At 67.4% G+C, this 17,779-nt stretch carries 20 protein-coding genes and 1 pseudogene; 6 read left to right on the top strand and 15 right to left on the bottom strand.

All coding sequences use genetic code 11. The features are described from left to right. Positions 1-57 precede the first annotated feature (57 nt). Positions 58-1,218: an MFS transporter gene (locus DIE06_RS33810; protein WP_124665134.1), complete on the top strand. Its 1,161-nt coding sequence runs from the start codon at positions 58-60 to the stop codon at positions 1,216-1,218. A gap of 202 nt (positions 1,219-1,420) precedes the next feature. On the opposite strand, the gene fahA is transcribed toward DIE06_RS33810, so the two are convergent. The 5 genes from fahA to DIE06_RS33835 are packed head-to-tail and all read right to left on the bottom strand — an operon-like array spanning position 1,421 to position 7,390. Next, positions 1,421-2,725: a fumarylacetoacetase gene (fahA, locus tag DIE06_RS33815; protein ID WP_124665135.1), complete on the bottom strand. Its 1,305-nt coding sequence runs from the start codon at positions 2,723-2,725 to the stop codon at positions 1,421-1,423. Continuing rightward, the gene (hmgA, locus tag DIE06_RS33820) at positions 2,722-4,056 is read right to left on the bottom strand and encodes a homogentisate 1,2-dioxygenase (protein WP_124665136.1); all 1,335 of its coding nucleotides are present in this window, start codon (positions 4,054-4,056) and stop codon (positions 2,722-2,724) included. Before hmgA ends, fahA begins: the two co-directional genes overlap by 4 nt. A 15-nt stretch (positions 4,057-4,071) precedes the next feature. After that, a complete protein-coding gene (locus DIE06_RS33825) occupies positions 4,072-5,433 on the bottom strand; it encodes an MFS transporter (RefSeq protein ID WP_124665137.1) in 1,362 nt (453 codons plus the stop codon). Then, positions 5,430-5,660, bottom strand: a complete 231-nt coding sequence (locus tag DIE06_RS33830; protein ID WP_124665138.1) for a DUF2783 domain-containing protein — start codon at positions 5,658-5,660, stop codon at positions 5,430-5,432. The genes DIE06_RS33825 and DIE06_RS33830 overlap by 4 nt, the downstream gene beginning before the upstream one ends. 41 nt (positions 5,661-5,701) lie before the next feature. Further along, positions 5,702-7,390, bottom strand: coding sequence for an FAD-dependent oxidoreductase (locus DIE06_RS33835; RefSeq protein WP_124665139.1), 1,689 nt, complete (start codon positions 7,388-7,390; stop codon positions 5,702-5,704). Positions 7,391-7,769: 379 nt separating this feature from the next. Here DIE06_RS33835 and DIE06_RS33845 point away from each other — a divergent pair, with 379 nt between their 5' ends. Continuing rightward, positions 7,770-8,573, top strand: coding sequence for an EAL domain-containing protein (locus DIE06_RS33845; RefSeq protein WP_124665140.1), 804 nt, complete (start codon positions 7,770-7,772; stop codon positions 8,571-8,573). A gap of 170 nt (positions 8,574-8,743) precedes the next feature. On the opposite strand, the gene DIE06_RS33850 is transcribed toward DIE06_RS33845, so the two are convergent. Both DIE06_RS33850 and DIE06_RS33855 read right to left on the bottom strand, forming a co-directional pair. Continuing rightward, positions 8,744-9,154: a GFA family protein gene (locus DIE06_RS33850; protein WP_124665141.1), complete on the bottom strand. Its 411-nt coding sequence runs from the start codon at positions 9,152-9,154 to the stop codon at positions 8,744-8,746. Positions 9,155-9,278: 124 nt separating this feature from the next. Next, positions 9,279-10,070, bottom strand: coding sequence for an IclR family transcriptional regulator (locus DIE06_RS33855; RefSeq protein WP_124665142.1), 792 nt, complete (start codon positions 10,068-10,070; stop codon positions 9,279-9,281). 320 nt (positions 10,071-10,390) lie between these two features. On the opposite strand from DIE06_RS33855, the gene DIE06_RS33860 reads away from it, so the two are divergent. Further along, entirely contained in the window at positions 10,391-11,578 is a 1,188-nt protein-coding gene (locus DIE06_RS33860) for an acyl-CoA dehydrogenase (RefSeq protein WP_124665143.1), read from the top strand. 128 nt (positions 11,579-11,706) lie between these two features. Here the strand turns inward: DIE06_RS33860 and DIE06_RS33865 are convergent, their stop codons facing one another. Beyond that, positions 11,707-12,345 (bottom strand): peroxiredoxin, encoded by a 639-nt coding sequence (locus DIE06_RS33865; RefSeq protein WP_124665144.1) that lies wholly within the window; start codon positions 12,343-12,345, stop codon positions 11,707-11,709. Positions 12,346-12,663: 318 nt separating this feature from the next. Between DIE06_RS33865 and DIE06_RS33870 the strand changes: the two genes are divergently transcribed. The 3 genes from DIE06_RS33870 (at position 12,664) to DIE06_RS33880 (ending at position 13,967) form a co-directional block, all read left to right on the top strand. Beyond that, on the top strand, positions 12,664-12,966 hold the full coding sequence (locus DIE06_RS33870; protein WP_006754606.1) for a YqjD family protein: 303 nt from the start codon (positions 12,664-12,666) through the stop codon (positions 12,964-12,966). Positions 12,967-13,090: 124 nt separating this feature from the next. Then, the gene (locus DIE06_RS33875) at positions 13,091-13,480 is read left to right on the top strand and encodes a phage holin family protein (RefSeq protein WP_124665145.1); all 390 of its coding nucleotides are present in this window, start codon (positions 13,091-13,093) and stop codon (positions 13,478-13,480) included. A gap of 43 nt (positions 13,481-13,523) precedes the next feature. Next, positions 13,524-13,967 carry a DUF3318 domain-containing protein gene (locus DIE06_RS33880; protein ID WP_124665146.1) on the top strand — a complete coding sequence of 148 codons (444 nt, stop codon included), beginning with the start codon at positions 13,524-13,526 and terminating at the stop codon, positions 13,965-13,967. A gap of 73 nt (positions 13,968-14,040) precedes the next feature. Here DIE06_RS33880 and DIE06_RS33885 read toward each other — a convergent pair whose 3' ends face one another. The 7 genes and pseudogenes from DIE06_RS33885 to glyA all read right to left on the bottom strand — a co-directional run. Beyond that, positions 14,041-14,493, bottom strand: coding sequence for a type IV pilin protein (locus DIE06_RS33885; RefSeq protein ID WP_124665147.1), 453 nt, complete (start codon positions 14,491-14,493; stop codon positions 14,041-14,043). Continuing rightward, positions 14,493-14,969, bottom strand: coding sequence for a hypothetical protein (locus DIE06_RS33890; RefSeq protein ID WP_409364531.1), 477 nt, complete (start codon positions 14,967-14,969; stop codon positions 14,493-14,495). Before DIE06_RS33890 ends, DIE06_RS33885 begins: the two co-directional genes overlap by 1 nt. Before the next feature lie 173 nt (positions 14,970-15,142). Next, the gene (locus tag DIE06_RS33895) at positions 15,143-15,982 is read right to left on the bottom strand and encodes a PilW family protein (RefSeq protein WP_124665148.1); all 840 of its coding nucleotides are present in this window, start codon (positions 15,980-15,982) and stop codon (positions 15,143-15,145) included. Beyond that, positions 15,966-16,388, bottom strand: a complete 423-nt coding sequence (locus DIE06_RS33900; RefSeq protein WP_124665149.1) for a hypothetical protein — start codon at positions 16,386-16,388, stop codon at positions 15,966-15,968. Before DIE06_RS33900 ends, DIE06_RS33895 begins: the two co-directional genes overlap by 17 nt. After that, the gene (locus tag DIE06_RS33905; protein ID WP_124665150.1) at positions 16,385-16,945 is read right to left on the bottom strand and encodes a GspH/FimT family pseudopilin; all 561 of its coding nucleotides are present in this window, start codon (positions 16,943-16,945) and stop codon (positions 16,385-16,387) included. Before DIE06_RS33905 ends, DIE06_RS33900 begins: the two co-directional genes overlap by 4 nt. A 153-nt stretch (positions 16,946-17,098) precedes the next feature. Next, the gene (gene nrdR / locus DIE06_RS33910; RefSeq protein WP_124614350.1) at positions 17,099-17,578 is read right to left on the bottom strand and encodes a transcriptional regulator NrdR; all 480 of its coding nucleotides are present in this window, start codon (positions 17,576-17,578) and stop codon (positions 17,099-17,101) included. 6 nt (positions 17,579-17,584) lie between these two features. Continuing rightward, positions 17,585-17,779 (bottom strand): annotated as a pseudogene (gene glyA, locus DIE06_RS33915) (serine hydroxymethyltransferase); the annotation flags it as partial.

The following is a 17,779-nucleotide window of genomic DNA, read 5'->3' on the forward strand; positions in this document are numbered from 1 at the left end:
TGTGATCCTGACGGCCTTCATGGACCTTTCAACTTCCGCGGTGTAGCATCGCGGCCGATGAAAGCCATTCTCAATCGTGATTTCCTCGCGCTGATCCTGAGCGTCGCGGTGGTCGGTCTCGGTACCGGCGCCACGATGCCGCTCACCGCGCTCGCACTGACCGAAGCCGGACACGGCACCAACGTCGTCGGCATGCTGACGGCCGCGCAGGCCTTGGGCGGCCTCGCGGTCGTCCCGTTCGTCACCGCGCTCGCGCGGCGCATCGGCGCACGCCACGCGATCGTCGTGTCGGTCGTGCTGCTCGCGGCAGCCACCGCGCTGATGCAGTTCACGTCGAACCTGATTCTGTGGGGCGTGCTGCGCGTGCTGTGCGGCGCGGCGCTGATGCTGCTGTTCACGATCGGCGAGGCATGGGTCAACCAGCTCGCCGACGATTCGACGCGCGGCCGCGTGGTCGCGATCTACGCGACCAATTTCACGCTGTTCCAGATGGCGGGCCCCGTGCTCGTCAGCCAGATCGCCGACGCGACGAGCATCCGCTTCGCGCTGTGCGGCGCGCTGTTCCTGCTCGCGCTGCCGACGCTCGCGACGATCCGGCGCGCGCCGCTCGCCGGCGACGACGCACATCACGCTGCACACGACAGCTGGCTCGCCGTGCTGCCGCGCATGCCCGCGCTGATCATCGGCACTGGCTTCTTCGCGCTGTTCGATACGCTCGCGCTGTCGCTGCTGCCGCTCTACGCGATGGATCACGGCGTCGCGAGCGCGACCGCCGTACTGCTGGCGTCGATCATGCTGTTCGGCGACACGGCGATGCAGTTCCCGATCGGCTGGCTCGCGGACAAGCTCGGCCGCGAACGCGTGCACCTCGGCGCCGGGTGGATCGTGCTCGGGGGCCTGCCGCTCCTGCCGTTCGTGATCGCGAATCCGTGGCTGTGCTGGCCGCTGCTGTTCGTGCTCGGCGCGGCGGCCGGCAGCATCTACACGCTGTCGCTCGTCGCGTGCGGCGAACGCTTTCGGGGCGCGGCGCTCGTTACCGCGAGCTCGCTCGTGTCGGCATCGTGGAGCGCCGCGAGCTTCGGCGGCCCGCTGGTTGCGGGCGCGTTGATGGAGCAGCTGGGGAGCAATGCGCTGATCGGCGTGCTGGTCGCCTGCGTCGCCGCGTTCGTCGCGGCCGCGCTGTGGGAACGACGCGCCGCGTTGCAGCGCGCGGTCTGACGTTGGCGTTGGCGTTGACGTTGACGTTGGCGCAGACGCAGACGCAGACGCACACATAGTGACACTGACGGTCGCGCACCGTCACACACCTGCATGCATCGGCGCATACGCACCACCACCCGCCGGCAAAACTAAAACGGCCCGCGCAAGGCGGGCCGCCCTGTCCTTCCGGACTACGCGTGACGTGTCGAACCGCAGTCCGTCACGCGCTCCGCGCGGGAAGGATCTTGCCGGCACACGCGCCGAAGCCGACGCGATAGCCGTCGCCCTGGCACCAGCCCGCGAGCGTGAGCTCGTCACCGTCCTCGAGGAACGCGCGGCTGCCGCCGCCGTTCAGCGCGAGCGGCTCCTTGCCGTTCCACGTCAGTTCGAGCAGGCTCCCGAACGAATCCTTCGTCGGCCCGCTGATCGTGCCCGAACCCATCAGGTCGCCGACGCGCGTGTTGCAGCCCGCGACCGTGTGATGTGCGAGCTGCTGCGCCATCGTCCAGTACATGTGCCTGAAGTTGGTGCGGCAGATCGACGTCGCTTCGGCGGCCCCCTCCGCGCGCAGCGTCACTTCCAGCGCGATGTCGAACGCATGCTTGCCCGCATGCTGCAGATACGCGAGCGGCTGCGGCGACTGCTCGGGCTGCGCGACGCGGAACGGTTCGAGCGCGTCGAGCGTGACGATCCACGGCGAGATTGTCGTCGCAAAGCCCTTCGAATTGAACGGGCCGAGCGGCACGTATTCCCACTGCTGGATGTCGCGCGCGCTCCAGTCATTCAGCAGCACCATCCCGAAGATGTGCGCTTCCGCATCCTCGCACGCGATCGGCTCGCCGAGCGCGTTGCCGCGGCCGACGATGAAACCCGTCTCCAGTTCGATGTCGAGCTTGCGGCACGCGCCGAACACCGGACGCTCCTGGTCGGGCAGCTTCAATTGCCCGTTCGGGCGCCGCACCGGCGTGCCGCTCACGACCACCGACGACGCGCGGCCGTTGTAGCCGATCGGCATCTCCGACCAGTTCGGCAGCAGCGCATTCTTCGGATCGCGGAACATCGAGCCGACGTTGGTCGCATGCTCCTTCGACGAATAGAAATCGGTGTAGCCGGGAATATCGACCGGCAGATGCAACGTCGCGTCGCGCTGCGCGACGAGCACTTGTGCACGCAGCGCCGCATCGTCGCGCAGCCGCGCGTTGTCGCGCGAGAACAGGTCCGACAGCTGTACGCGCACGCTGCGCCACGCATCGCGGCCGAGCGCGATGAACGCGTTGAGCGTCGGCGCGGCGAATACGTCGGCGCCGGCCGGCAGCGTCACGAGGCCCGCACGCGCGAGCGCGGCGAGATCGACGATCTGGTCGCCGAGCGCGACGCCCGCACGGCGCGCCGCCTGCTTCGCATCGCTGAAGATCCCGAACGGCAGGTTCTGGATCGGGAAATCGCAGGCGGGATCGTTCGCCGTCTCGATCCAGCTCTTGCGAGCCGGGTCGAGCGTCGCGCGCCAGTCTTGGGTGTCGCTCATTTTTGCTCCGGATTGAAGTGTTTCTTGATGCCTTGCCAGCATTCGAAGTAGTCGGCCTGCAGCTGCGCGGTGTCGAGCGCATAGCGCGTCGGCCGGATCAGCGTGCGGGTTTCGAACATGAACGCCATCGTCGCGTCGACCTTGTGCGGCTTCGCCGTGTCGCTCGCGGACGCCTTCTCGAACGTGTCCGCGTCCGGCCCATGGCCCGACATGCAGTTGTGCAGGCTCGCGCCGCCCGGCACGAAGCCCTCGGCCTTCGCGTCGTACGCGCCATGCACGAGCCCCATGAATTCGCTCGCGACGTTGCGGTGGAACCAGGGCGGGCGGAACGTATCCTCGGCCGCGAGCCAGCGCGGCGGGAAGATCACGAAGTCGATCGAGTCGACGCCCGGCGTGTCGCTCTGCGACTGCAGCACGAGGAAGATCGACGGATCCGGATGGTCGAAGCTGATCGAGCCGATCGTGTTGAACAGGCGCAGGTCGTATTTGTACGGTGCGTAGTTGCCGTGCCACGCGACGACGTCGAACGGCGAATGGCCGATGTCCGCGCGCCACAGGCGCCCGTTCAGCTTCGCGACCAGCTCGAACGCGCCTTCGCGATCCTCGTATGCGGCCTGCGGCGTCAGGAAGTCACGCGGGTTCGCGAGCCCGTTCGAACCGATCGGGCCGAGGTCCGGCAGCCGCAGCTGCGCGCCGAAATTCTCGCAGATGTAGCCGCGCGCATCGCCGTCCGGCAGCGCGACGGAAAAACGCACGCCGCGCGGGATCACCGCGATCTCGAACGGCTCGACATCGAGCCGGCCGAATTCGGTCGCAATGAAGAGCCGCCCCTGCTGCGGCACGATCAGCAGTTCGCCGTCGGCGCTGTAGAAGAAGCGGTCCTGCATCGAGCGGTTCGCCGCGTACAGGTGGATCGCGCAGCCGTTCATCGCGGCCGCCGAGCCGTTGCCGGCCATCGTCACGAGCCCTTCGACGAAATCGGTCGGCTCGACCGGCATCGGCAGCGGATCCCAGCGCAGCTGGTTCGGCGGCGTCGGCGGCACGTCTGCCGAATCGCCGAATTCCGACACGAGCCGCTGTGGGCCCGTGAGCGGTTCGAACGGGCGGTGCACGGCCGCCGGCCGGATCCGGTACAGCCACGAGCGGCGGTTGTGGCCGCGCGGTGCGGTAAACGCGGTGCCCGACAACTGCTCCGCATACAAGCCATACGGCGCGCGCTGCGGCGAGTTGCGGCCGTGCGGCAGCGCACCGGGCAGCGCCTCGGTCGCGAACTCGTTCGCGAAACCGCTCAGGTAGCCGGCGGTTGCCGGTTTCGACAGGTCAAGCGTCATCGTTTCCTTTCTCCCTCAATTCATGGCGGCGTTCGGCGCCTGCGCACCGTTGCGCCGCGTTACGCCGGCCAGTCCCAGCACGAACAGCGCCGAGCACAGCACGGGCACCGCGGCCGCGTGGAACAGCGCGCCGTTGGTCCAGTTGAGCGCAATCAGTTGTCCGCCGACGAGCGGACCGAGCACCGAGCCGATGCGGCCGATGCCGAGGCTCCAGCCGATGCCGGTCGAGCGCAGCGACGTCGGGTAATACTGGCCCGCGAGCGCATTCACGGCCGGCTGCCCGCCGACCACGCAGAAGCCGCCCGCGAACACGACGAGCAGCAGCCACGGCAGCGCATGCGCGACCGAGCCGATCAGTCCGACGGAGACGGCGGCGCACGCGAAGCACGCGAACAGCACGCGCACGAAGCCGTAGCGTTCGATGAACCAGCCGAGCGACAGCGTGCCGATCACGCCGCCCGTCTGCAGCACCGTGCCGACGATCACCGCCGTGCCCGGCGAATAACCCGCGTCGCGCATCACGGTCGGCAGCCAGTTCGACAGGAAGTACAGGTCGATCAGGTTCATGAAGCTGATGGCCCACAGCAGCAGCGTGACCGGCAGGCGGCCATGGCGGAACAGCTCGGCGACCGGCGCGCCGCTCGCCGCGCGCTCGCGCACGACGAGGCGCGTGCTGGCGTCGATGCCGGCCTGCGGCGCGAAGCGCGCGAGCCAGTCGCGTGCCTGCGCGTCGCGCCCTTTCAGCACCAGAAACTGCAGCGACTCGGGCAGCCGCGCGAGCATCGCGATCGTCAGCACCAGCGGCACTGCGCCGCCGACGAAGAACACCGAACGCCAGCCGAGCGCCGGAATCAGCGCGGCGCTGATGAAGCCGCCGATCGCGGCGCCGAGCGTGAAGCCGCACGACACGATCATCATCCGCTTCACGCGATGCGCGGCCGGGCTGAACTCGCCGACCAGCGCCATCGCGTTCGGCATGATGCAGCCGAGGCCGAGGCCCGTGACGAAGCGCAGCGCCATCAGCACCGGGATCGAACCCGCGAACGGCGTCGCGAGCATCGTCACCGCGAAGAACAGCGTCGAGCCGATCAGCACCGGGCGCCGCCCGATCCGGTCGGCCAGCACCGACAGCCCGAGCGCGCCGAGGAGCATCCCGAACAGGCTCGCGCTGAACACGGGCCCCAGCGCCTGCTTCGGCACGCCCCATTCGGCAATCACGCTCGGCGCGACATACCCCATCGCCTGCGCATCGAAGCCGTCGATCACGAGACACAGCCCGCACAACACGAGCAGCATCCAGTGAAAGCCCGGACGATGAGTCTCGTCGATCACGCGCTCGACTTCGAGCACGCGCGCGTCGTACGACGCCGCGCTCACTGCGCCACCTCGGCAGCCGGATGCACGGGCGGCATCACGCCCTGGCGCGCGAGCGCCATCGCTTCGCGCAGCACATCGGCATCGCCGATCTGGTTCGCGAGCAGCAGGATCAGCTTCGCGTTGACGAGCTGGCTGTCGGCGTCGGACAGGTCGCGATGCATGTCGATCAGCGCTTCGTAGAACGCGTCCGGATCGGCCAGGCGCGGGCGGGTGTCGAGTCGGGGCATGACGGGTGTCTCCAGTGTCGGCGTCGTTGTCGTTGTCATGTTCAATGCGGTGTTCCGCGTGCGCAGCTCGCGCGCGCCAGTGCATCGGCGATCGCCTGGCGCTCGAGCGTGCGCATCCGTGCGCAGACGTGCTGGTCGGGGCGCAGCAGGTAGAACGTGCCGGGCTTCGCGTCGTAGCGTTGCGCGGCGAAGCCGTCGACGTCCTCCACGACGTCGACGCCGGCCACCGCTTGCGCATGCCCGGCCGGCACGACCAGCACCGGCCGCACCGGCAACGCGAGACCGTCGAGCGCCTGCGCGAGCGCGGCGGCGTCGCCCGGCAGCCCGAACAGCACGCCCGCGAAGCCGTCGCCCAGATGCCGCAGCAGCCAGCCCGACGCGCCCTGTGCACGCACCGGCGCATCGGCCGCCGCCGCGCCCGGCCGCATCGCGCACGCGAACGCGTCGCCATCGCGGTCGGGCGTATTCAGCGGCGAATCGGTCAGCACGGACGGCACCGACAGGCGGCCGCTGTTCACGAGCTTGCGCGCGAATTCGCAGTCGCGCGCAAGCTTCAGCGTCGCGTCGCGGAACACGCGCGACACCGCGCTCTTCGGCGTGATGAAGTCGGTCGAGCGCGTCGAATTGCGGATGTTCTCGTCGGCCGCGAACTCGCGCTCGCTCGCATAGGTGTCGAGCAGGCGGTCGTCCGCGCGGCCGTCGAGCACGAGCTTCAGCTTCCATGCGAGGTTGTCCGCGTCCTGCACGCCGCTGTTCGCGCCGCGCGCACCGAACGGCGACACGCCGTGCGCGGAATCGCCCGCGAACAGCACGCGGCCATGACGGAACGTATCCATCCGCTGGCAGCGGAACGTATAGACGCTCACCCATTCGAGTTCGAACTCGACGTCCGCCCCGAGCAGCGCGCGCACGCGCGGGATCACGCGTTCCGGCTGCTTCTCGGCGACCGGATCGGCGTCCCAGCCGAGCTGGAAGTCGATGCGCCACACGTTGTCGGGCTGGCGGTGCAGCAGCACCGACTGGTTGCGGTGAAACGGCGGATCGAACCAGAACCAGCGCTCGGTCGGGAATTCCGCCTTCATCTTCACGTCGGCGATCAGGAAGCGGTCCTTGAACGTGCGGCCGCGGCTCTCGAGGCCCATCGCCGCGCGCATCGGACTGCGCGAGCCGTCGGCTGCAATCACGTATTGCGCGCGCAGCGTCTCGATGCCTTCCGGCGTCTCGACGGTGAGCGTGGCGTGTTCCGACGATTGCGCGACACCCGTCACCTTGTGCTTCCAGCGAATGTCGAGGTTGGGCAGCGCGAACGCGCGCTCGGCCAGATAGCCTTCGACGTAGTACTGCTGCAGGTTGATGAACGCGGGACGCGCGTGGCCTTCCTCCGGCAGCAGGTCGAATGCGTACAGCTGTTCGTCCTGCAGGAACACCTTGCCCACGTGCCAGCTCACGCCCTTGTCGACGAAGCGCTCGCCGCAGCCGAGCCGGTCGAAGATCTCGAGTGTGCGCTTCGCGAAGCAGATCGCGCGCGAGCCCGTCGACAGCGTGTCGTCGTCGTCGAGCAGCACGACAGGCACGCCCTGCTGCGCCAGGTCGATCGCGGCCGACAGGCCCACCGGGCCCGCGCCGACAACGATCACCGGGTGGATGGCCGCGTCATCGCCGGCGGCCCGCATCGCGCGCGGCCGGTAGTCGAACTTCAGCGTCTGGTAATCGATGCTCATGGTCACCATCCGCTCCTCAGCCCTGCCGTCCGTGCGTCGGCGCGCGCAGCGTCGTTCCGCTCATGCCCGTTTCCGGCCGCTGCCGCGGCCCGCCCTGCTCCGTCGATTTCCTGTCAACCGCCACGTCTCGCTCCTTGCTTCCTGTTGATTCGATTCGGAAAACGGCGCCGTTCCGGGCGCCCGAACGCCGCTTTTCTTGATCGGCGACAAATCCTTGGATTTACGAATAGTAAAACCAATTACGAATAGTGAAATCAACGTAAACCCTAGCCATCGGCTCGAGGACGGGATAACCATATGAGCGAAACGCCAAGCCGAGCCGGGCGCGCGCTGCTAATATCAAGACATGAGGCGGCCCGTTCGGCCGCCATTTTTCCTTCCTACGCCGATGATTCCGCCCAACATTCCCGAGCTGGTTGTCCGTGCCGGGCAACTGCCCTATCTGCGGGAACACCTTGCGCTCGCCGAGGGCGGCACCGCGTGCGCCAATCTGCCGGAGCGTACGCTCGCGAGCGCCTATGAACCGATCTACGACGTGACGATGCCCGGCGCGCCGCAGTCGACGTCGTTCGCGGACGCGATCGAGCGCTACGGCGACGAACTTGGCTTCCAGGCCGTCACGCTGGTCACGGGCGCGCCGCACGACCCGGTCGACTCGGCCGTCGACGACCAGACGCTCGTCGCGATCGACCGGCTGTCGCGTGCGCTGCACGCGATCAACTTCTTCGGCGCGCAACGCCACGGGTTGCTGTTCCTGCGCGTGCACGAACGGCTGCTCAAGAGCGTGAAGTACGACCACGGCAAGCATTTCTCGTCGGTGCTGCAGCGTTTCGGGCTGCCGACCGAGCGGATCGTGATCGAGCTGCCGACGGTCGCGGTCGCGCACAAGACCTTCCTCGGCTACCTGACGCGCAGCTACCAGCATCACGGCTTCAAGGTCGCGGACAAGCTGCCCGACCCGGGCCGGATCCTCGCGGTCGAATCGGAGATGGCGCGCCCCGACTACATCAAGATGGATGCGGGCATCGCGTTGCGCGACGGGATGGTGAAGGCGCTGGTCGCGTATGCGCAGCGTGTGCGGATTCCGCTGATTTTCGACGGCGTCGTCGACGAGACGCAGTGCGAGCTGCTGCGCCAGCACGACGTGCGGTTCATGCAGGGGCCGGTGTTCGCGAAGGTCGTCACGGCCTGATCGACGGGGGGGCTGCCGGCGCGCGGGAGCGGCAGGCGCGCGCGGAGCGCCGCGCCGGATCGTGGATTCGATTCAACGCGTGTGTTGCTGTGGGGATCGGGGTGTCGGCACGCCGGGGTTGAACGCGCTCGCATGCTCGATGCCGCCGCATCGTCGCTGAGGGCTGCGGTCTAGTCTCTTCCGCCGTCGGCGTATTTCGGCAGATCGTCGCCGATCTCGATGCCCGGGAAACGCTCCCCATACCAGACATGCCACGCAGGACGCAGCCGCGACGGTTCGTCGAGCGTCGCATAGTTGATTTCCACGGTCGTCGGGGCAACAGCCAGCCGGTATTCGAGCTGCGCACCGCAGCGGCCGCAAAAGCGCCGCTCGCCCCACGCGCTCGACGCATAGATCGTCGGCTCACCCTGCAGATACTCGAATGCGCCGATCGGCACGGAAGCCGACGGGACGACCGCCGCGCCCGTCGTGCGCTGGCAGAGCCGGCAATGGCAAAAGCCTGCGTCGGTCGGAATGCCGGCGATCCGGTAGCGGATCGCTCCGCATGCGCAACCGCCTTCCATGGTTTCCAGGTGGGACATCGCGAACCTCGTCATCGTCGGGAAGCGGGTAGACGATGATGAGCGGGGTTCGCGCGCAGTGCAACCGGCGGCGGCCTCTCCCGTGCCCGAGCACCTCGGTGACTCGCCGCTCGCGGCGCCCGTTTCAGACCGTTTGCCCGAGCCGCTGCGCGAGCGCCTTCAGCTTCGGCCCGACCTGCGTGCGGAAGACGTGCTCGTCCATCGACGACGCCGGCCCGCTGCAGCTCAGGATCAGCCAGCGCCCCTCGCGCGGCTCGCGAAACGGCACGGCCGCCGCGTTCACGTCCATGTGCCACGCGCGGAACGAATAGCAGCATCCGCCATCGGAGAACTCGGCCACCGCGTCCTGCGCGGCCGCGACGAGCGCATCCGCGTCGGCGGCGCCGCCCGCTGCCCGGTGCAGATCCGCATAGAGCGCGCGGCGCACGTCCTCCGGCTGCACGGCCAGGTACGCGCGCCCCATCGAACTCGTCAGCATCGACAGCCGCGATCCGGGCGCCAGCCCGAGCGTCAGCGCCGTTTCGCTGCGGATCGTCTCCAGATAGATCATGTCGAGCCCGTCGCGGCAGCCAAGCGACACGGCCGCGCCGATCTCGCGCGCGAGCGCCTGCATGTGCGGCCGCGCGAGATCGAGCGTCCCCGAGCCGGACAGCAGCGCGTAGCCGAGCGACAGCACGCCGGCGTCGAGCGCATACTTTCCGAGCGTCTCGTCGTAGCGCAGGTAGCCGAGCACGGTCAGCGTATAGGCGAGCCGGTTCACCGTCGCCTTCGGCAACCCGGTGCGCTCCGCGAAGTCGCGATTGCCGAGCATCGTCTCGCCGGGCCGAAATGCGCGCAACAGGTCGAGCCCGCGCGCGAGCGCAACGACGAACTTGCGTTCGTCGATCGTGGTTTCGTCGATGGTTGAAAGCGTCATCTGATGCTACACTGGGTTCGTTTTGCAAAACATTGTTCCGCACAGCGGAACGATAGTCAAGCGAACTTTAGACATCGGGCCAGGCAGCGAAGCGCCAACCCGGGACCGACCGTAAGGCATGAGACCCGAGTAAGCGCTGAAGCGCTAACTCTGCGCCGACCGCGAAGCATGAGACCCGAGTAAGCGTTGAAGTGCCAACTCTGACCGACCGCGAAGCATGGGGCCAGAGTAAGCGCTGAAGCGCTAACTCTGGCCGACCGCGAAGCATGGGGCCAGAGTAAGCGCTGAAGCGCTAACTCTGGCCGACAGGAGATGAAACGATGACCGCTGCAACTTTTCATTGGGACGATCCGCTGCTGCTCGACCAGCAACTGACCGAAGAAGAGCGGATGGTGCGCGATGCCGCGTACGCGTACGCGCAAGACAAGCTCGCGCCGCGCGTCACCGAGGCGTTCCGCCATGAACGCACCGACGCCGAAATCTTCCGCGAGATGGGTGAGCTCGGCCTGCTCGGCCCGACGATTCCGGAAGAATACGGCGGCCCCGGCCTCAATTACGTGAGCTACGGGCTGATCGCGCGCGAAGTCGAACGCGTCGACTCCGGCTACCGCTCGATGATGTCCGTGCAGTCGTCGCTCGTAATGGTGCCGATCCACGAATTCGGCTCGGACGCGCAGAAGCAGAAATACCTGCCGAAGCTCGCCAGCGGCGAATGGATCGGCTGCTTCGGGCTGACCGAGCCGAACCACGGCTCCGACCCGGGCAGCATGGTCACGCGCGCGAAGAAAGTGCCCGGCGGCTATTCGCTGTCCGGCGCGAAGATGTGGATCACCAACTCGCCAATCGCCGACGTGTTCGTCGTGTGGGCGAAACTGGAAGAAAACGGCAAGGACGCGATCCGCGGCTTCATCCTCGAGAAGGGCTGGAAGGGACTGTCGGCGCCGGCGATCCACGGCAAGGTCGGGCTGCGTGCGTCGATCACCGGCGAGATCGTCCTCGACGAGGTGTTCGTGCCCGAAGAGAACCTGATGCCAAACGTCAGCGGCCTGCGCGGCCCGTTCACGTGCCTGAACTCGGCACGCTACGGGATCGCCTGGGGCGCGCTCGGCGCAGCCGAGTCCTGCTGGCACACCGCACGCCAGTATGTGCTCGACCGCAAGCAGTTCGGCCGGCCGCTCGCCGCGAACCAGCTGATCCAGAAGAAGCTCGCCGACATGCAGACCGAAATCACGCTCGGCCTGCAGGGCGTGCTGCGTCTCGGCCGGATGAAGGACGAAGGCACGGCGGCCGTCGAGATCACGTCGATCATGAAGCGCAACTCGTGCGGCAAGGCGCTCGACATCGCGCGGCTCGCGCGCGACATGCTCGGCGGCAACGGCATCTCGGATGAATTCGGCGTCGCGCGCCACCTCGTGAACCTCGAAGTGGTGAACACGTACGAAGGCACGCACGACATTCACGCGCTGATCCTGGGCCGTGCGCAAACGGGTATTCAGGCATTCTTCTGATCATTCGCGTGCAATGCGCGGCGCCCTTCGCGTCGCATCGTCGCCGCTGAAACGACACGGCCCGCCCGGCATCACTGCCGGGCGGGCCGTTTTCGTCGGCGCACGCGTTCGTCACGCGCCGCCGCTGCTTACTTGTTCGGCTGCGGCGTGAGGCGCAGGTACGGACGCACCGCGTTGAAGCCCTTCGGGAAGCGCTGCTTCAGCTCTTCCGGATCCTGCAGCGACGGCACGATCACGACGTCATCGCCGTCCTTCCAGTTGCCGGGCGTCGCGACCTTGTAGTTGTCGGTCAGTTGCAGCGAGTCGATCACGCGCAACACTTCGTCAAAGTTTCGGCCGGTGCTGGCCGGATAGGTGATGGTGAGCCGCACCTTCTTGTTCGGGTCGATCACGAACAGCGAGCGCACCGTCAGCGTTTCGTTCGCGTTCGGGTGGATCATGTCATACAACTGCGAAACCTTGCGGTCCGCGTCGGCGATGATCGGGAAACCGACGACGGTCGACTGCGTTTCGTTGATGTCGTTGATCCAGCCTTTGTGCGATTCGACGCCGTCGACCGACAGCGCGATCACCTTGACGTTGCGTTTCTCGAATTCGCCCTTCAGCTTCGAGGTCAGCCCGAGTTCAGTCGTGCACACCGGCGTGTAGTCGGCCGGGTGCGAGAACAGGACGCCCCAGCTGTCGCCCAGCCACTCATGAAACTTGATGGTGCCCAGGCTCGATTCCTGCTCGAAATCCGGTGCGATGTCGCCAAGACGCAGACTCATGATGTTCCCTCCTCGAACGATGCTGGTTGAAACCGCGCGCTGGATGGCGCGGGACAGTCCATCAGCTTAAGGGAAGCAATGGGACATGCGAACGATTATTACGTTTGATATTCATACTTTTTTGTCATTTTTGCCGGGTGGCGAACCGGGACGGATGGCGCACTGGGAAACTTTTCGCATCGTCTGCGGCTCTGTTGACGATTGCGAGTCGTTTACCATGCAGTCTTGCACTGCCGCCGTGTGTTGTCCCGGCTCGCCAGCGGGCAGGCGTTTCGCTAGGATATGAACCTGCAGCATGACAGCATGAAGGGAGTCGCAATGTCGGAAATCAACAAGGAGAAACTGATGTCGGATATCAAAACCGTTCTCGCGGACGCCGAGGATCTGCTCAAGCAAGCGGCGAGCAGCACGGGCGACCGTGCGGCCGAACTGCGTGAAAAAGCCATGTCGCGCCTGAAGCAGGCCAAGGAAAAGGCAACCGACGTCCAGGTCGTGGTGGTCGAGAAAGGCAAAAAGGCCGCGCGCGCGACCGACGACTACGTGCACGAGCATCCGTGGACGTCGATCGGCGTCGCCGCCGGCGTCGGCGTGCTGATCGGTCTGCTGATCAACCGCAAGTAACGCGCTCAGCGCCGTTCCGCCCCATGTGCCGCCCGGTGCGGCACATGGGTGCCGAAGCCCGCCGGTGGTTCGCCACCGGCCGGCTTTGACCTAGCCGTTCACTGCGCGCCCAAGCGCCTCATCCATGACGACAGACACCCACCCGCAGCCGTCCGGCCAGGGACCGCTGCGCCGCTTCGTCGGCTCCGCGATCGGCCTCCTGCAAACGCGCCTCGAACTGGTCGGCATCGAACTCGCCGAGGAGAAGGAACGCCTGATGGGCGTGCTGTTCCTCGGGCTCGCGGCCATGATGCTCGCGACGATGGCACTCATCAGCCTGACCGTGCTCGTCACGATCGCGTTCTGGGACACCTATCGCTGGCAGTCGCTTGCGGCCATCACCGCGCTGTACGCGATCGCCGCCATCGTATGTGCGCTGAAGGCACGTGCGGGCCTGCACGATGCCCCGACCGTGTTCGAGGCGACGCTCGCCGAGCTCGAGAAAGACCGCGAAATTTTCCGCGGCAAGCCGTGAACGCAGTCGCGTTCGCCCCTCTCACCTACTTCGCCGACGCGCCATGAGCCAGAACGTCACGGGCAATTCACCCCGCCCCCATTCGTCGCGATCGAACTGGAGCGCGTCACAGCATCGCGCGCTCCGCAAGGAATTGCTGATCCTGCGATCCGAGGTCGAGCGGCTCGAGCTTGCCGAAGCCGCCGCCGAAATGCGCCACGCCGTCACGCGCTTCAGTTGGCTCAAGGTGTTCATTCCCGGCCTGTCGAGCGGCAAGTTCAGCCAGTCCGCCAGGAACCTGAACGCGAGCCTGGGCCAACTCGTCAACCAGTATCCGATGTTGAGTTCGCTCGCATCGCTCGTGCTGGCGAAGCCCGTTCGCTCGCTGCTGCGCGCGAGCGCGGGCCCCACGCTGAAGTGGGGCGCCGTCGGGTTCGCCGCGTGGGAGGTCTACCAGATCTGGAAACAGTCGCGCAACGAGCGCGGAACTGCCGCGAACGACGACTGACACGCAACGACAGGCGCGCACGGCCCTGTGCCGTTGCGCGTTTTCCGCGGGCCTGTCGGGCGTTGTCTCGTGATCAACGCAAGCCCCAGCATGTCCGCGCCTGCGTGTCAGCCTCGCCGTCATACGATCCCGCATTGCCTTTCGTCCCGTCCGAGCGCAGCGTAAACGCACCGCATACGTCGTCGCGCATCGGGCCTGCCTCGAGCGGGCGCGCAACGAGTTCATAGGCCACGGGCGCATCGTCGCCGACCGATCGCCGCAGCGCCACGCTGTAGACCGCGTGCCCGTCCGGCGGTGCCTGCGCGTATGCGTCCGGCAACGTCTGCGGCGGCGGGCCGTCGAGCGTTTCGAGATATTGGGCCGCTTGATACAGCGCGGCGACCGCGGATGCGCGATGCGCACGCGCGACATGCTCGCGATACGACGGGATACCCCACCCGGCCAGCACGGCGACGATCGCGAGCACGATCATCAGTTCGACCAACGTGAACGCCGCCGATCGTCGCAGCAATGCAGGCCGGCTCATCAATGCACCGCCGCGACGCGACGCCAGCGCTGCGCAACGATGCGTCCGTCGCGCAGCGCGACCTGGCTCTGCAGCCAGACCACGCTCGACGCATGGCCGCCGACACCACGCGCGGTGATGAGATAAGCGCGACTCCCTTGCGGACCGACGCCTCGCCACGCTTCGATCAGGCAACGCGGCGGCTGGGCCGCCATCGGCCAGGAGGCGAACGGAACGAATGCGTCGGCGCCGCCCAGCGCGGGCGTACGCCGCCATGCATCCGGCTCGCCGGGTGATGCGGGTTCGTCCATGTACGGCGCTCCGCCCCGGAGCAACCGCGCCGTACAGGCTACCAGCGCCGCATCGGCCGCGTGAAATGCAATCAACCGGTCCGACAATGCACGCGTGCGGCGCGATTCCGTCAGTGCGGATTCGAACCATGTACCGGTCAGCGCGGCGACCGCCGCGCCGACCGCGATCACGGCAGGCAGTGCCAGGCCCGCGTCGCGACGCCAGCCGCGGCTGGCGGACGGAAAGCGTGTGCGCGTTGCTCTTCGGCTCTGCCTGAGGCCCTCACCGCGTGTTGCATGTCGCAAAGCCACGACGCGCCCCCCTGCGCGGCTTGCCGCGATTCGCATCGCAAGTTCGCCGACGAATCCGTTTGCGTGGATCATCGCAATACCTCATGGTCGTGCGCCGCGTCGCGGACGGGATCGGCGAATGCGACCGCGGCATTCCGCAACGCGACGATTCGATGCAGCACCAGATGCGCGCGACCCTCCTGCGAAACGGCCGGGCGACCGTCGCAATCGACATGACGTGCGGGCCCGTGCATCGGTTCGCCACGCGCCCGCACGCATACATGCACGGCGACGACATCGGCCCAGTCGCCGGCGGCCATCGCCTCCGCATCGACGAACTGCACGCCTTCGCGGCGCAGATAACGCACGCGCAGCTGGTCGATGCCGGACACGACGGGTTGCGGCGTACCGGGGCGCCCGCTTCCCTCGCAGTACAGTTCGGGCTCACCCGTCGACGGACTGACATGCGCGTCGAAACGGTTTTCCACAAGCGACCGCTCACCGGGGGTGCCGACACCCTGCCCGAGACAATCCGACATCTGGGCGCTGATCGTCGGCCACGTCGACACCGTGTCGCCCACATACCGGACCAGCACCGCATCCGATGCCGCGCGCACGGCTTCGCAGCGCACCTGCGCGCCATCGCCTCGCACGCGCCCCGCGGAACAGCCGAACACCGGCGGCAACGACGACGCGCCTTCGACATCGAGCGGTCGAAACCCGGCCATCTGGATCTGCTGGCCAATCAGCATCAATGCGGTCGCGGCCGCGTCGCGCATCCGGAACCCGTCTTCCGCGCGCCGCTGCGCGACGTGCTGAGCGTGATACAGCGCACCGGCAGCGGCAAGCACGAGCAGCCCAACGGTCATCGCAATCAGCACTTCGAGCAGCGTATGCGCGCGGCTGTGGCGATCAGCGTTCATCGGCATTGGCCTCGGCCTCCCGAAACGGAACCCGCACGCACGACGGCGGCTTTGACGTTGCCGCGGCTCCTTCGCATCGCGTCGACGTCACTGCGTCGGCGTCGCGCCAACCGACTATCACGTAGCGGATACCACCCGGCCCGCCGTCGAGCGTCATCGTGCCGCCGGGCAACGATGCGACCGCGAGCGCCGCGATGTCATCGCCAGCGTCGGCGACTGCGACTGCGTGCCGGCGCTCGATGCGAGCATCGGCCAGCCACAGCGCGCGTTCGCGCCAGATCGTCGCCCGCTGCGCGCGCGTCATCGCGAGCTGGCTGCCGGCGACAGCCAGCATCACGATTGCGAGCAGCGCGACGGCCAGCACCGCTTCGAGCAGTGACGTACCGCGCATCAACCTGCGCACGCGCTTCATGCCGCGTCGCAACGACCGGCGACGACGCGCGCCCGGCCGCCCGCCGCGATCCGGATGCAGCGCGACACGCGTGCGTCGTCGCCGGACAGCACGCGCTGTGGACGCAATTCAAAACGCCTCATCCCGCCGATCACCTGGCCCGCCGGCGGCGCAAATGCCAGATCGTGCGCCGCGCCCGCGACGGCGATATCGGCATCGCGCGGATAGCGCCGCAGCACGCGCGACTGCCCGTCGAACTGCCCGCTGACGATCCAGCCGCACGACCATTCCGCCGGGTCACACCGCTCGCCGGCACGCACGCAGTCGCCATCGCGCCCGGCCCGGCACAGCGTGACGCGCACGCCGAGACGCGTCGCCTCGGTGCGCGCGAACGACAGCGCACCGAGCAGCGCGCGCGAGCGGGCATCCACGCGTTCGCGCATGCGCCACTGATCGAATGCGGGTGCCGCGTAAAGTCCGATCGCGGCTGCCAGCGCGATCGCGACCATCAGCTCGACGAGCGTGAAGCCGCCGCCGCAACGCCTGCGTGTTTCAACGCCCCGCGGGTGCAGTCCCATCGCCATCGCCCTCCGTCAACGTGATGCGACGACTGTAGCGACGCGTAAGGACGCGCGCCATTAGCCGAACGGCCGACTGGCGACATGCGATCGCGGCCGACACAATCGGCGCGAACTGAACCCACGGAGAAGACGATGAACGGACGCAGCGCGTCAGCGCTTACGCGGAGGCTTGGAGGGGGCCGCGCGACGGAACTCTTCAATCACGTCGGCAAATTCGGAGACGTCCTCGAACCGGCGGTAAACCGATGCGAAACGGACATAGGCGATCGTATCGAGGCCGCGCAACTCGTTCATCACGAGTTCACCAAGCTTCTCGCTACGCACTTCGCGCTCGCCGGTTGCGAGCAGCTGATATTCGATTCGGGCAACCGCCGCGTCGATCGCGTCGGCCGCCACCGGCCGCTTGCGCAGCGCAAGTTGCATGCTGGCGACGATCTTGCGGCGGTCGAATTCCGTGCGGCTGCCGTCCTTCTTCACGACGGCCGGCAGGTTCAGCTCGACCCGCTCGTACGTCGTGAAGCGCTTGTCGCAAGCCGAGCAACGACGGCGCCGACGAATCGCGGCGCCATCTTCGGACACGCGCGAGTCGACGACCTGCGTGTCCTCATGCCGGCAGAACGGGCAGCGCATGCCGGATCAGCGATAGACCGGGAAACGCTTGGTCAGCTCGGCCACTTGCGCGCGGACGCGCTCGATCGTCGCTGCATCTTCCGGGTTCTCGAGCACGTCGGCGATCAGGTTGCCGACCTGCTCGGCTTCCGCCGGGCCGAACCCGCGCGTCGTCATCGCCGGCGAACCCAGACGGATGCCGCTCGTCACGAACGGCTTTTC

This window comes from Burkholderia sp. Bp8998, from assembly GCF_003854235.1.
Taxonomy (GTDB): Bacteria; Pseudomonadota; Gammaproteobacteria; order Burkholderiales; family Burkholderiaceae; genus Burkholderia.

Bases quoted from the DNA above. Each gene is read 5' to 3' on its own strand.
- DIE06_RS33810 (WP_124665134.1), top strand. From the start codon at position 58: ATGAAAGCCATTCTCAATCGTGATTTCCTCGCGCTGATCCTGAGCGTC.
- fahA (WP_124665135.1), bottom strand. From the start codon at position 2,725: ATGAGCGACACCCAAGACTGGCGCGCGACGCTCGACCCGGCTCGCAAG.
- hmgA (WP_124665136.1), bottom strand. From the start codon at position 4,056: ATGACGCTTGACCTGTCGAAACCGGCAACCGCCGGCTACCTGAGCGGT.
- DIE06_RS33830 (WP_124665138.1), bottom strand. From the start codon at position 5,660: ATGCCCCGACTCGACACCCGCCCGCGCCTGGCCGATCCGGACGCGTTC.
- DIE06_RS33835 (WP_124665139.1), bottom strand. From the start codon at position 7,390: ATGGTGACCATGAGCATCGATTACCAGACGCTGAAGTTCGACTACCGG.
- DIE06_RS33845 (WP_124665140.1), top strand. From the start codon at position 7,770: ATGATTCCGCCCAACATTCCCGAGCTGGTTGTCCGTGCCGGGCAACTG.
- DIE06_RS33850 (WP_124665141.1), bottom strand. From the start codon at position 9,154: ATGTCCCACCTGGAAACCATGGAAGGCGGTTGCGCATGCGGAGCGATC.
- DIE06_RS33855 (WP_124665142.1), bottom strand. From the start codon at position 10,070: ATGACGCTTTCAACCATCGACGAAACCACGATCGACGAACGCAAGTTC.
- DIE06_RS33860 (WP_124665143.1), top strand. From the start codon at position 10,391: ATGACCGCTGCAACTTTTCATTGGGACGATCCGCTGCTGCTCGACCAG.
- DIE06_RS33865 (WP_124665144.1), bottom strand. From the start codon at position 12,345: ATGAGTCTGCGTCTTGGCGACATCGCACCGGATTTCGAGCAGGAATCG.
- DIE06_RS33870 (WP_006754606.1), top strand. From the start codon at position 12,664: ATGTCGGAAATCAACAAGGAGAAACTGATGTCGGATATCAAAACCGTT.
- DIE06_RS33875 (WP_124665145.1), top strand. From the start codon at position 13,091: ATGACGACAGACACCCACCCGCAGCCGTCCGGCCAGGGACCGCTGCGC.
- DIE06_RS33880 (WP_124665146.1), top strand. From the start codon at position 13,524: ATGAGCCAGAACGTCACGGGCAATTCACCCCGCCCCCATTCGTCGCGA.
- DIE06_RS33885 (WP_124665147.1), bottom strand. From the start codon at position 14,493: ATGAGCCGGCCTGCATTGCTGCGACGATCGGCGGCGTTCACGTTGGTC.
- DIE06_RS33895 (WP_124665148.1), bottom strand. From the start codon at position 15,982: ATGCCGATGAACGCTGATCGCCACAGCCGCGCGCATACGCTGCTCGAA.
- DIE06_RS33900 (WP_124665149.1), bottom strand. From the start codon at position 16,388: ATGAAGCGCGTGCGCAGGTTGATGCGCGGTACGTCACTGCTCGAAGCG.
- DIE06_RS33905 (WP_124665150.1), bottom strand. From the start codon at position 16,945: ATGGGACTGCACCCGCGGGGCGTTGAAACACGCAGGCGTTGCGGCGGC.
- nrdR (WP_124614350.1), bottom strand. From the start codon at position 17,578: ATGCGCTGCCCGTTCTGCCGGCATGAGGACACGCAGGTCGTCGACTCG.